The organism is Sphingobacterium sp. UBA6320 (assembly GCF_002440335.1).
Taxonomy (GTDB): domain Bacteria; phylum Bacteroidota; class Bacteroidia; order Sphingobacteriales; family Sphingobacteriaceae; genus Sphingobacterium.
On sequence record NZ_DJTA01000014.1, the window covers coordinates 1 to 13,794 of the forward strand.

A 13,794-nucleotide genomic window follows, 5' to 3' on the forward strand; every position below is an offset into this window, starting at 1 on the left:
TACGGAATCTTACTCTTTTTTTTGAAGTTTCCTTCGTTGTTTGGAGTGATGCAAAGGTAGAAAAATACCTGATATATGCCAAGTATATGTTGTGAATATTCTTTAAAACGTTTATTTTGAGGGAGAATATTTTTTAATTGACCATTTTAGCTCTTCTTTTTTGCTTGATTTTGTGCCGTTATGTACCCCACTATCCAATAATGTTGGAAGATTTATACTATAAAAGTGCTCCTTTTTCATTAAGATCGTTAAAAATGGATATCCCATATTCCAGCAGATCGTTCGAGCTCCACAAGTGCGGCCGCATTGTTAAAAAGTGTTTCGTAATAATGTTGCTGGATTTCTATATAGGCACGCTGTGCAAGCAGCACTTCTAATAAGCTGGATTCGCCTCGTTCATAACTATAGCGTTTTCCCTTTAAAATAGCTTGAGCATTTTGGAGTAATCCAGTATTAAACTGTTGAAGTTGCTTTTGTGTTGCTTCATATTGATAATAGGCGTTTATTACTTCTGTATGCACCTGAAGTTCGATCTGCTTGTATTGTACTGCGGATTGCTGTTGGGCATAATAAGCTTCTTTCAATTCTCCCTTTTGCTTATTTGAAAATTTTAATGGAATACTGATACCGATGTTGGTTGCTGTGAATGCAGGACTCGGTGCGATCTCATTACGGGCTGCAGCATTGCGGGTTAATCCCGTATTGATACCGAGATCAATGATCCGATTGACGTTTGCCAGTTTTAACATTTTTTGCGAAGCATCTTGATGCTGCAAGGCGTAAAGTAGATCGGAGCGGTACAACTGCGCTTGTTCGATCAAGTCATGCAGATGAAAATTCCTATTGAAGGTTGAAAAATCTCCGTTTGTTGACGTGACGGCTGCTATTCGCTTGCTGCCCATTAGCAAGTCTAAGTTTCCAAGAGCGGATTTCCAATGACCAATGGACTGGATAACTTGATTCCACATGGATGCCGCTTCGAGTTTACTTTGTGTGGCATCTATAGCAGTAATTGCACCTAATTTTTCACGGACACTGTCGGATTTTGCTAATTGATCCAGAGCTTCATAAGAGCTGAGTTGCAGTTTAACGAGTTGTTCCTGATGTAGAGCTGTCAAATAGTGCATGGTAGCTTCTGCTCGCAGACGCTGAAAAAAATCCTGCAATGCATATTGCGCTAATTCCGATTCACTTTTTGCCAGATCTATTCGAGCTTTTCGTTTACCGCCAAGCTCTAATGTCCAATCTAACCCGATATCATAACCATACCCCATTTTCATGTGCTGTTGATCGTTATTGAATAATCCGGTATTGAATGCTGGGTCAGGTATTATTTTAGCCTTTTCAATAGCTGCTTGAGCTATATTAATGTTTAATTTTTCTGCTGCATAGGATAGGTTGTTTTGAGCCACGGCTTCTATATAGTCCGAATAGGTCATTATTTTTTTATGAAAAGTGGTATCTACCACAACTTGAGCCTGAATCGGTGCAAGAGCCAAGAGCAACAAAGTCCAGTAGGTGGATAAGAGTAAATTTTTAACTATGGTCATATTGTTAAGCATGATTTTTATGATTTTTGGTGAAGGTTTTCATACGCTATTTGAGCTGCATTTTTCTTTTCCATGAGGTAGTATAATGATGGCAGCGCATATAGGGTAATCACTGTTGCAAAGAATAACCCATAAACAATTACTGTTGCTAAAGGCCTCTGTACATCGGAACCAATTCCAGTGGCGAGTGATGCCGGTAAAAGACCTAAGATCGCTACAGTTGCCGTCATGATAACTGGTCTAAAGCGGTGTTGTGAACCCATAGTAACAGCTTCCTGAAGTGAATATCCATTTTTCCTTAAGGTATTGAATTGCGTGATCATCAGTACCCCATTCTGGATCGCGATACCAAATAGGGCTATAAATCCTACCACGGACGATACATTGAGGGTCATTCCACGTACATGGAGCGCGAGCATCCCTCCAAAAATAGCAAGTGGTACGACACTCATAAGCAATCCTGCCTGGGCGAAACTCCCAAATGCTCCATAAAGAAGAATAAACATAATCATTAATGCCATCGGAACAATGACCGACAAATGTTGATAGGCGCGATGTTGGTTCTCAAATTGTCCTCCCCATTTTATTTTGATCTGATCATGATCATATCGGATATTTTTTTCTATCGCTAATTGCGCTTCTTTGAGAAAAGACGTCAGATCATTGCCTCGAAGGTTTAGCCGTACGGTTAAGTGTCTTTTGTTCATCTCACGAGCTATCGTACTCTCTCCGGTATGGAGCTTGATCGTTACAATTTGTGCCAAGGGGATCTTCATGCCTGATTCACTTGTGAGCATCAAGGCACCTATTTTTTCAGGTGTATTTCGACTCTCTTCCTGATAACGGCAGATGATATCGTATACTTTTCCTTCTTGATATATTTGTGAAATTGCCTTTCCTCCAATCGCAGTTTCAATAAGCTCTGAAACATCAGCTACATTTAAACCATATTGTGCTATTTTAGTGCGGTCTGCTTTAATTTGTAACTGAGGTAAGGGTGGTTCTTGGTCAATAGCCAAATCCACAGCTCCTTTAACTTGATGTAATGTAAACATCACTTCTTCCGCAATGCGGCGTATCTCTTTGAAATCCTCGCCATATATTTTTACGACCAGTTCACTGTGTGCTCCCGCTATTTTATCCATGACCCCATCGATCATCGGCTGAGAAAAAGCGACATCATATCCGGGCATCTCTGCATATGCGGCTGCTAATTCTTCGATGAGATCAGCCTTAGTCTTACCACCTTTCCACTGTTTATAGGGAAGTAAACCAATGCTGCACTCAAAATGTGAGGGCGTCCAAGCATCTGTGCCATCATCATTTCGACCTGCTTGAACCATCATATAGGTCACTTCATCAAATTGGAGTGTTCGTGTACGTAGTGCATCACTCATTTCTTTTGATCTCTCGACCGTGATACCCGGTGGAAGCGATACTTGCAACCAGATAGAACCTTCGTCCAAGGGTGGAAGAAAATCTTTACCGACGGTAGCGGTGAGCACTAGTGCACCTGAAAATATAATTACCAGAGGAAAAATGACGGTTTTTGGTTTCTTTAATAGTTTTTCGACTTGTCTATGATAGCCTGTTGTCAAATTTGCTAACCATCTATTGTGATATACTTTTTGCGGTTTGCGGTAGACAACGTAAGCTATTCCTGGGATCAGAAACAGCGCCACTAATAATGCTCCAAATAAGGCGTAACCTACAGTAAATACCATAGGGGTAAATAATTTCTTCTCTACACGCTCAAAAGCAAATAATGGGATATAAGCGGTGATGATAATAATGGTCGCAAAAAATATAGGTTTTGCCATTTGCTTGACCAATGAAGCTACACCTGATTCTGTTAACTCTGCTTGCTCATTCTCTTCTCTTTTTTTCAAAATAGCTTCCATCATGACAATGGCTCCATCGACGATAATACCAAAATCAATTGCTCCCAATGATAAGAGATTGGCAGGCACATGGGTAAAATGCATGAGAATAAAAGCAGTCAGCAAAGCAACAGGAATGGTAATCGCAACTAACAATGCCCCACGCCAGCTTCCCAGAAATACGATCAGTACAATAATGACCAACGCCATTCCTTCTAATAAGGTATGCGAAACGGTGTTTAGTGTGGTATTGATCAGATCTGTACGGTCCATAAAAGCATGAATCTGTACGCCATTTGGTAAAATGCTGCTGTTTAGTTCATCTATGGCTTCGTTGACTCCCTCTAAAACAAGAGATGGATTTTGACCTTTTAACAAGAGTACTATTCCTTCAATATTATCCGAGTAATTTGCTCTACGTTTATCTGAGTATCCCAAAGCGCCTTTTCTTTCCAGATTTCCATATTTGATCTGACCGATATCTTTCATGAAAATGGCTGTTCCCTGTTGTGATTTGACAACTATCTGGCCGATGTCTTCCAGTGTTCGGACCAATCCAATTCCTCGGACTACATAAGATTGGTCGCCTCTGTTCATGACACTTCCACCTGCATTGGTATTATTTGCTTCGATTTTATGAACGACTTCGCTTAAGGCAATACCATAGTGCTCAAGTTTCTGCGGATCGATCTCAATCTGAAATTGGGTGGTAATTCCCCCAAAATTGGTGACATCGACAACTCCGGACACTTGTTTGATCCGCGGAATAATAACGAAAGTCTGCAAATCTGTGAGTGCGCGCAAATCATGTGATTTGCTTTCGATGATATAACGAAATATCTCTCCTGTCGGAGAGGTAAGTGGGTCCAGACTGGGCACAGCTTGATAGGGTAATGCTAAGTCCGCCAAACGTTCCTGAATGCGTGTGCGTGCGAAATAATCGTCTGTTCCATCTTGGAAAACGATCGTAACCATAGAGAGACCAAAGGTGCTTTTGCTGCGCATGACATGCATGCCAGGTAAACCATTGATAGCACGCTCTATCGGAATAGTGATTTGTTGCTCAACCTCCTCGGCAGCAAGTCCAGGTACTTGGGTTACAATTTGTGAACTCACATCGCCAATATCAGGGTAAGCTTCAATCGATAATTGTGTCCAAGAGTAATATCCAAAGAAGGTTAGTAGAATAAAAAGTGCCAGAACAAGCCAACGTCTGGCAATGGTGTTGTGAAATATATTTTTCATCAGTATAAGAATCTATGGTGAGCACGGTCATCCGTTTAGCGGATTTTTTTTGCTTGCACGAGATGATATTAATAGGTATCGGTCTGTGTTATGCTATTTTGCATTTAGCAGATAAAAGGCGCCTTCACTGATGATGGTATCACCAACCGTTAGTCCAGATATAACCTGTACTTTGCCGTGATCGGTCATACCCGTCTTGACCGGACGCTTGAGGTATTGATCTTGACCAATCTGCACCAATACGTAACTTTGATCATGGTATTGTAGCAATGATTTTTCGGGAATAAAGATTACATCGGATGCTTTTTCAATAAAATTGACACTGACATACATACCGGGTTTTAACACGCTATCTAAATTTTGACAGGCTACTAGCACCTGAACACTTCTGGTATCTTCGTTTAGGATTTGGTCAATGTGCTCAATGGTTCCTTTTATTTTTTTATCAGGAAAAGCTGCAATGGCAATTTCTGCGATGTCCAGTTTGTTGATGAGGTTGAGATCCTGCTCTTTCACCATTCCGACTACCCAAACCCGATTCAACTCGGCAATTTTTGCACGGGAAGGTTCGTCAGATTTGATATATTGTCCGACGACGATATCGTGGCTAATGACTTGTCCGGCAATGGGTGAACGTACAATCAGGGACTGTCCTAGAACGAGTTTATTGATATCGATCTGGAAGATTTGGAGCGCAGCTCGTGCATTTTCATACTCTTTCTGTGTAATGTCATAGGTTGCTTTAGCTTCTTCTACATCCCGTGCGGTACCGACTCCGTTAGCTTTAAGATCTTGTTGGTGTTTTAAAATTAATGATGCATTTTGAAAGGCTGTCTTTGCCTGAAAGAATAGTTTTTGACTGTCCATAAATTCGGGTGATGCAATTTCGAAAAGCGGCATTCCTGGTTTTGTTTTCATCCCTAATTTGAGGTGTACCGCAGTTACACGGCCTGAAAAAGGAACGGTAATTTCGGCATATTGGTTTGGAATTGCTTTGACTGTTCCGGTGGTGTTCAGTTGCAGCTGATGCAGTTCTTTCTGCACGGTTATGGTCTTTAAGTACGATTTTACTTGAGCCGCTTCGTGGACAAAAATGGTATCACCGCGTAAAGTCATACTTGCTAGCTGTTCTTGATCAACTGGATTGTGACAGCCCAATAGAGGTAATGAAATAAGAGAAATGAAAAGGAGCCTTGTTAAAATGGTGTATTTATTTGTCATTGTTGCTTTCATCGATAAGATCTTTTTTTGATTTGACTTGAACACAAACTTCGTATCACTTCCCTTTTAGGAAGTGCCTATTTTTTTGAATAGGGCAAAGGTGCTGAGTCTATCGATGGTAAGCTGTTAGAAGAACAATAGAAAAAAATTAGAATTTTATTAGAAGGATATGGGGAGGGCAACTATTTTGTAAAACCTCATGTGAGCTTGGTCATTTAGGTGAATCTTTAGAAGAGGAAAGAAGATGAACTATTTAATAATGCCGCAAGGTGATCATGAAAGTAGTTCCCACGTTTTCCTCCGAAACAACCGTTATTTTACTATGGTGCAGTGTAATGATCTTTTCGGTCAGTGCAAGTCCAATACCATTGCCATAAGTATAATCTTTATTTTTGCCACGATAAAATGGGCTGAATAGCTGTGAGAGATCTTGTTCAGGGATTCCGATTCCTTGATCTTTAAATTTTAAGATGATGTTTTTATCTTCAAATAAGACCAAGACAGTACATCGATGCGGACTGGAAAATTTGCAACCATTTTCAAAAAGATTACTGAAGGCAACCTGCAATAAATATTCATTACCATTTACCGAAATTTGATCATCACTTTCGAAATCATCTTCAAAATGGATATCAATTTTATATTCAGGATTTGTTTGTTGAACCTGCTGTCTGGCATCCAATAATACTTCATCGATACGAACGGGCTTAAAAGTGATTTCACTAGGATCATAGCTGGCTTTGGCAAGATCTAATAGGCTGTTGGATAATCGGACTAACTTTTTTGAATCATTTAAAGCATGATGAATCGCTGCTTTATAGTCTGCAATACTGCGTTCTTTAGTTGTTGATAGCTCCAATTCAGCAATAATGGCGGCCAGCGGTGTACGCAATTCATGTGATATGTTTGAAACGAAGTGTTTTTGTGCATCGAATGAATTTTCTAAACGATTGAGCATTTCATTAAATGTATCTGCGAGTTCAGATAATTCATCTTTACTTTGATGGCTGTATAATCGAAGATCAAGATTTGTAGCCGATATATTTTTGGCTTTTTCAATCATCGCTCGTACCGGTTCAAATGCCTTTTTAGAGAAGAAGATTCCCGCTATGAGGATAAACAGAATGGAAATGACAAAAACAAAAATGCTGTTGTGGAGTAGATTGGCAAGTTTACTATAACCATATTCATCATAAGCGGCTGCGGTAACAATATAATTTTTGCCTTCATACCGGTAGGGTAGCCCCACGACTTGCCAGCCCTGTTGATAGAACCTAATTTCTCCTTTATGATTTATCTGATCGATCATCACTTTGGTTTCCTTGACAAAATCAATGTCGACCGCATCGTGATAAAGTAGGTCAAAGTGGGTGTCATAAATAGCAACCTCAACTTCATTCAAAATTTTTCGGTTGTTATGGTAGATATCTTGTAAGATCTTTTTGTCTACATGGGCATTTAAAAAAAGATTTGCTTTAGTAATCGCTTCTTTTCGGAGTAACTGGTAAAATTCGATCTCCCTATTCTCTTTGGCAGATAAGTAAATAATCGTAGCAAACAGTCCTAATATAATCGCTGTGATCAGTGTGAAAAGTATAATCAGCCGGGTTCTTATTTTCATGATTCTGTTTTCAAAATAAAGCCCATTCCAGATTTTGTATGAATGAGTTTGTGATCAAAATTGCGATCTATTTTTTTTCTAAGGTAATTGATGTAGACATCAATAAAATTGGTGCCGGTATCAAAATGGGTCTCCCACACCTTATCGGCAATTTCTACACGAGATAATACACGATCTGGGTTTTGCATCAAATAGGCCAAAAGTTTAAACTCTTTAGGAGTAAGGTTTATCTGCTGTTGATTTCGTTTGACAATCTTGGTATGCAAATTCATTTCAAGGTCTGCATAAGCCAAAATACCACTGATGTTACCGGAGTTTTTTTGGTTTCGCTTTAATAATGCTCTGATGCGAACTAACAATTCGCGCATTTCGAAAGGTTTCACTAAATAATCATCTGCTCCAGCGTCAAAACCCTCTACCTTATCGTCTGTCGTACCAAGGGCTGTTAACATAATGATAGGAAGATCTGGATTTGTTTGTCTGAGGTATTTGCAAAGATCCAGGCCATCCATTTTTGGTAGAATGATATCGGTGATCACGAGATCAAAATGATCTTGTGAAGACAATTTTTTGCCTGATAAGCCATCATAAGCTAAGGTCGTCACAAAACCCTGCTCTTCAAGTCCTCTTTTGATGAGTTCTGCTACACGTTGATCGTCTTCTACAATTAGTATTTTCATGGAACAAGTTGTTTTTTAGCTAAATGATGGTCATGAGTATCATGTTAATACCCTTGAAATTTAACTGATCTTTGATGTATATAAATGATAATCAGGTAATCAAAAAAACAAAGTCAAAATCGATTATTTTGACCTAGATCTACATACCCAAAACTATTTTTATAAATACAAACTTACAATTTATGATGGTATTATCGTAAAATTAGCAGCAGGACAGCTTATCGGGAATGCTATTTGTACGGATTATAATAGACTTTTCTTTCAAACATGCAGGTTTTTATTGTTGATTTTAATGAAACTATCGCTCAATAAAAAAGTGTTATGTAACACATAGTTATTTAAAATTAACTTTTAAGATTTTTTAATTGTATTTATAAAGATTTTAAGCTTAGTTTTACGTTGTTTATTGCATTGACTTAAACATGTGTTTTTTGATGAGCGTGTTTGAAGAGAGCTAAATTACCTATAGGATTGATAGTTGGTGTCGATGTATTATAAATTTTTATTATCGACTAGGGAATTCTCTTTTTTAGGAACTTATATTATATGGAACATCAAATTTTCATGATGTAGGTTAAAATTTTGAAAAAGATATACGTATAAAATTGTAAAGTTTTTTTATCGTTAACATCTTTTGATTATATTCATTATTTTTGAATCTTAATCGAATAATTAACTGTTCCATGGCACTAATATTTAAAGAGGGACGTCCTGTGGTCAGGTTAAGAGCGTTTCGTGCGATTGATGATCCTAAGACTTGTGAGCGTTTTATAGAGGGACATGCACATGTTTTAACAGCTATAGGTGTTAAAAAAGTGACATCATCCAAAAATGATTGGATGTATAACCCTGCAGCTTTTGTTTTAATTGTTGAATCTCTCGATGGGGAAAACGTATATGGGGGCGCCAGAATACATGTTTCTGGAGGATCGCAACCTCTTCCTATCGAGGAGGCAACAGGAAGAATGGACGCTAAGATCTTTGATCTAGTTTGGGATTATGCACAAGAAGGTACAGGAGAGGGCTGCGGATTGTGGAATTCGCGTGAAATTGCGGGTTATGGAATCGGTAGTATTTTCTTAACAAGAGCAGCGATTGCCATTGCACCTCAAATCGGTATAAAATCATTATTTGCACTTTGTGCTCCCTATACGATTAATTTGACAAAATGTGTCGGTTATCGTTTGGAAAGTGGAGTGGGAAATAATGGGACATTCTATTACCCAAAACTTGACCTTTTGGCAACAACCATGATTTTAGATGATGTCAATAATCTAGATTTAGCATCTGAAGAAGATAGACAAGCAATTTTAGAATTGCGTAATAGAGGTAACGTCGTGAGAATCGAGGAATTGCGATCTAAAGAGATTGAGATCCATTATATGCTGCAGTTGGATAATATGGAACGATGGGATTTGAAAGAGGTGATCAAACAGATGTCTAAACAGAAAAATAATGATGAACTTTTTGATGAAAATAATCTGAATATACTTTAATATAACATGTACGAAAAACATTATAATATAGATTATTTAACCGAAACACTAAAATTACTTAGTGGTGTTAAAGAGAAATCTTACGCATTTTTTAAAGATACTCCTGAAGGTGGAACTATTGTTGATCTGGGTTGCGGATCTGGACAGGATGTGCTCAATATGAGCCATATGTTTCATGCCAATAAATTGGAGTTTTTGGGTATTGACCACGATCCTGAAATGATTGCGGCAGGTAATAACGCGATAAAAGACGAGGATAATGTTAAATTTTTGGTTTCGAATGTACTGGAAGTACCATTGCCTGATACAGCTGTCGATGGTGTACGGATGGAACGTTTAGTTCAGCATGTTTCCGATCCGATATCTTTGTTTCAAGAAACGCGACGTATCTTAAAAGATCAAGGAGTGATTGTGATTGTAGAATCTGATTGGAATAGTTTATCATTTTATAACGGAGATAGCAGCACGACCGATAAATTGAACCAATATCTGACAGGAAGAAAAGTAAATAATGGAAAGGCTGCCCAATCCTTATCTGCTTATTTGATGGAAAGCGGATTCTCTGAAATAGCCATCGAAGTGTTTCCATTTGTGTTAAAAAGATATGAAGATGCATGTAAATATCTTTGGATAGATAAAATGATCGATGAGATGTATGCGTTGGATTTGATAGGAGCTCATGAACGAGATCATTTTATTGAAGCCCAAAAACATGCCGATCAATCCGGTTATTTTTCTTGTTCTATGAATATTGTAGTCGTTTCGGCTGTTAAATAGTATGATGTTATTTAGACTGCTATTATTTTTATTAATAGTACCCATCCCTGCATTTAGCCAAATAAAACTGGCTGATCATATTGAGTATGTTACACCAGACTCTAATTTAGATATTTTAAAATTAGAAAGAGAGGTGCAGCCTCAGGAGATCAAAGCGCTTCTTCATGAATTTACACCCAGTAATGCTGCCAATCCAAATCTGGGGATTAGTAAGTTTAGTGTTTGGGTTTCATTTTCAATTCAAAATCTCAGCAAGCGCTCACATTATTTATTAGATGTTGCCTATCCACTACTCGATGATGTCGAGCTATATGATTTGGACGATACAGGCAACCTCCGATCGCTTGGTCATTTAGGAAGTTTCAAAGCTTTTAAGCATCGTACTTATCAAAGTACAAATTATATTTTTGATCTCCACTTAAAGTCCTCGGAAACTAAGCAGTACTTTTTAAGAGTAAAAAGTTCAGAACAGATTATTCTTCCTATTGCTGTGGGTAAACCCGATGTTGTCTGGGAAAGATTATGGAAAGAGAATATTTTATTGGGGCTATTTTTGGGAGTGGTGCTCATCATGGCAATTTACAATTTTTTCTTATTCCTGTCCGTTAGGGATTCGGCATATCTATATTATGTGCTTTATATCTCTTTCTTGGGGCTTACACAGTTAGGAATTGTGGGCTTCAACTTTCAATTTCTTTGGCCCAATAATCCGGAATGGGAATCGATCAGTGTTGTTCTTTTTGCATGCTTGAGTAGTATCGCTGTCTTGTTTTTTTCCAATCAGTTTTTAAACCTACGTACCAACGCACCGATCATTCGTAAGGTGTTGTTTGTGTTATTAGGTTTGTTTCTGCTGAGTATGCTGTTCATGGTTTTTGGCTATCGTCAATTGGCATTTGAGTTGATGCAGATCACCACCTCATTGGAGACAGTTGCTCTATTTATCGCATCATTGTATGTATTAAAGAAGAATTATCTGCCAGCACGATATTTTTTTATTGCATGGTCTATCTTACTGATCGGAGCTTTAATATTTCTTTTGAAAGATTATGGAATATTGCCCTATAATTTGTTTACCAGCAATTCTTTTAGGCTAGCATCCATTATTGAGATGGCTCTACTTTCTTTTGCTTTAGCTTCTCGTATTAATATTTTGAAAAAAGAAAAGGAAATGTCTCAAGCTAAAGAATTGGCCACGTCACTTGAGAATGAACGTTTGATCCGGGAGCAAAATGTCGTATTAGAACAAAAGGTGGAAGAGCGAACAAGTGAATTGATGGAAGCAAATGAGTCCCTGCAAGCCACATTGACCCACTTGAAAGAAACGCAATCACAATTGGTAGAAGCAGAAAAAATGGCCTCTCTTGGTCAACTGACTGCAGGGGTAGCACATGAAATCAATAATCCAATCAATTTTGTAACTTCAAATGTGGCTCCTTTGAAACGGGATATTAGTATGATCTGGGATACATTGGAAGAGGTCGAGCACCTCGCTTTTAATGAAGAGCTCTCTCTGAATGAAAAGAAATCTCGTATCGAGGCATACAAAGAGGAAATAGATCTGGAGTACTTGAAAACGGAAGTTGACTTTTTACTTAAAGGCATGAGCGACGGTGCTAATCGGACTGCTGAAATCGTCAAAAGTCTCCGTATTTTTTCTCGAGTAGATGAGGATACTCTTAAATTTGCAGATATCAACGAAGGTCTAGAATCGACCATGGTCATTCTCAATAGCTTAATACAACAGGGCATCGAGGTAGAGAAAAATTACGGAGATTTACCAGCTATTGAATGTTATGCAGGTAAACTTAATCAGGTTTTTCTAAATATTTTAACTAATGCAATCTACGCTATTAATAAAAAGTTTGTAAATAAACCAGGGGGAACGTTAAAATTAGATACTGGAATAGATGAGGACGATTCTTTTATTTTTATCCGTATTCAGGATAACGGTATTGGAATTCCAGCAAATATTAGAGATAAAATCTTCGAACCATTTTTTACAACAAAAGATGTTGGGGAAGGAACAGGATTAGGCATGTCTATTGCTTACAATACAATTGCCAAGCATAATGGTAAAATTGTCGTTGATTCAGTTATAGGGGAAGGTACTAGCTTTAAATTAATCATTCCTATTCGACAAATTAATTAAGAAGGGGAATGTATTTATAGTAACAAATATTCTTACTTTTGTTAATGCGGTATGCATTGCTATATTATTAGATTATGATTAAAGACATAGAAATATTATATATTGATGATGAATTGAATAACTTATTTGGTTTTAAAGCCAATTTTAGATATAGCTATGTTGTGCACACCGCTTCCTCGACAATTCAAGCTGAAGAAATATTAATTAAAAATCCTAATATTAGGATTATATTCTGTGACCAACGTATGCCAAATGAAATGGGTATCGATTTCTTTTTCCGTATAAAAAAAGAATTTCCAAGACCTATTCGTATTCTACTAACGGCATATGCAGATATGGAAACCGTAATCGACGCGGTAAATAAGGGACACATTTTTCGATTCGTCCGCAAGCCTTGGTTGGAAGAGGAGATGATTTCTTGTATTGAAGAGGCCGATAAGTTTTATGCAGCCAACTCGATGTTGGATATTAAAAATGAAGAACTTGAAAAAGCCTATCATGAGCTAGATAAATTCGCGTATAGTGTAAGTCATGATCTTCGTGATCCACTTACAGGAGTTTTATCAGCTGTCAAACTTGCCTTGCAATTTGATGACATCAATCAAATTCATGAATTGCTGAGGCTAATGGATGGTTCCCTGACTAGGCTTGATTTATATATTGATAGTTTACGCGACTATTATTTGTTGAGGCGTGGAGAATTATTTTTGTCTAGTATCGATTTTAAAGAGCTTTTCAAGGATATTGCTGCATTTTACAATATGTACGTTCGCAATAACGATGTGCAGTTTATAATAAATGTTGATCAAGCGGAAGATTTTAAGTGTGACAAGACTGTTTTAGAACTGATTTTGCATAATTTGCTTTCCAACGCATTTAAATATCAACGCAAGGATAATGAGGATAAATTTGTAAAGTTGTCCGTTAAAGTAGCTGATGGATACGCTACTTTTGTCGTGAGTGATTGCGGAATTGGAATCTCTCCAGAATATATCAATGATATTTTTAAATTGTTTTTTAGGGCAAGTGATCAAGCCGAAGGCATGGGATTTGGGCTTTATAATGTCAAGAGTGCCTTAATGAAACTACAAGGAACAGTTGATGTGAAATCTGATATTGGAGTTGGAACAACTTTTACGATAGTTGTTCCAAGTAAGTAGTTGATGTATAAA

9 protein-coding genes are annotated in these 13,794 nt (G+C 37.7%); 4 read left to right on the forward strand and 5 right to left on the reverse strand.

What is annotated here, in order from left to right:
* Positions 1–248: 248 nt before the first annotated feature.
* The 5 genes from B3P23_RS08290 to B3P23_RS08310 form a co-directional block, all read right to left on the reverse strand.
* Positions 249–1,550 carry a TolC family protein gene (locus tag B3P23_RS08290; RefSeq protein WP_293925341.1) on the reverse strand — a complete coding sequence of 434 codons (1,302 nt, stop codon included), beginning with the start codon at positions 1,548–1,550 and terminating at the stop codon, positions 249–251.
* Between the two features lie 17 nt (positions 1,551–1,567).
* Entirely contained in the window at positions 1,568–4,675 is a 3,108-nt protein-coding gene (locus B3P23_RS08295; protein WP_293925342.1) for an efflux RND transporter permease subunit, read from the reverse strand.
* Between the two features lie 93 nt (positions 4,676–4,768).
* On the reverse strand, positions 4,769–5,908 hold the full coding sequence (locus B3P23_RS08300) for an efflux RND transporter periplasmic adaptor subunit (RefSeq protein WP_293925343.1): 1,140 nt from the start codon (positions 5,906–5,908) through the stop codon (positions 4,769–4,771).
* A 241-nt stretch (positions 5,909–6,149) separates the two neighbouring features.
* The gene (locus B3P23_RS08305; protein WP_293925344.1) at positions 6,150–7,517 is read right to left on the reverse strand and encodes a sensor histidine kinase; all 1,368 of its coding nucleotides are present in this window, start codon (positions 7,515–7,517) and stop codon (positions 6,150–6,152) included.
* Positions 7,514–8,197 (reverse strand): response regulator transcription factor, encoded by a 684-nt coding sequence (locus tag B3P23_RS08310; protein WP_293925345.1) that lies wholly within the window; start codon positions 8,195–8,197, stop codon positions 7,514–7,516. The genes B3P23_RS08305 and B3P23_RS08310 overlap by 4 nt, the downstream gene beginning before the upstream one ends.
* Before the next feature lie 683 nt (positions 8,198–8,880).
* On the opposite strand from B3P23_RS08310, the gene B3P23_RS08315 reads away from it, so the two are divergent.
* From B3P23_RS08315 to B3P23_RS08330, 4 genes are all read left to right on the forward strand, one after another.
* Positions 8,881–9,693: a hypothetical protein gene (locus B3P23_RS08315; protein WP_293925346.1), complete on the forward strand. Its 813-nt coding sequence runs from the start codon at positions 8,881–8,883 to the stop codon at positions 9,691–9,693.
* Positions 9,694–9,699: 6 nt separating this feature from the next.
* Entirely contained in the window at positions 9,700–10,470 is a 771-nt protein-coding gene (locus B3P23_RS08320; protein ID WP_293925347.1) for a methyltransferase domain-containing protein, read from the forward strand.
* Between the two features lies 1 nt (position 10,471).
* Positions 10,472–12,622, forward strand: coding sequence for a sensor histidine kinase (locus B3P23_RS08325; RefSeq protein WP_293925348.1), 2,151 nt, complete (start codon positions 10,472–10,474; stop codon positions 12,620–12,622).
* Between the two features lie 74 nt (positions 12,623–12,696).
* Positions 12,697–13,782 carry a sensor histidine kinase gene (locus B3P23_RS08330; RefSeq protein ID WP_293925349.1) on the forward strand — a complete coding sequence of 362 codons (1,086 nt, stop codon included), beginning with the start codon at positions 12,697–12,699 and terminating at the stop codon, positions 13,780–13,782.
* Positions 13,783–13,794 lie beyond the last annotated feature (12 nt).

Coding starts and splice junctions, on each gene's coding strand:
- B3P23_RS08290 (WP_293925341.1), bottom strand. CDS start 1,550: ATGACCATAGTTAAAAATTTACTCTTATCCACCTACTGGACTTTGTTG.
- B3P23_RS08295 (WP_293925342.1), bottom strand. CDS start 4,675: ATGAAAAATATATTTCACAACACCATTGCCAGACGTTGGCTTGTTCTG.
- B3P23_RS08300 (WP_293925343.1), bottom strand. CDS start 5,908: ATGAAAGCAACAATGACAAATAAATACACCATTTTAACAAGGCTCCTT.
- B3P23_RS08305 (WP_293925344.1), bottom strand. CDS start 7,517: ATGAAAATAAGAACCCGGCTGATTATACTTTTCACACTGATCACAGCG.
- B3P23_RS08310 (WP_293925345.1), bottom strand. CDS start 8,197: ATGAAAATACTAATTGTAGAAGACGATCAACGTGTAGCAGAACTCATC.
- B3P23_RS08315 (WP_293925346.1), top strand. CDS start 8,881: ATGGCACTAATATTTAAAGAGGGACGTCCTGTGGTCAGGTTAAGAGCG.
- B3P23_RS08320 (WP_293925347.1), top strand. CDS start 9,700: ATGTACGAAAAACATTATAATATAGATTATTTAACCGAAACACTAAAA.
- B3P23_RS08325 (WP_293925348.1), top strand. CDS start 10,472: ATGATGTTATTTAGACTGCTATTATTTTTATTAATAGTACCCATCCCT.
- B3P23_RS08330 (WP_293925349.1), top strand. CDS start 12,697: ATGATTAAAGACATAGAAATATTATATATTGATGATGAATTGAATAAC.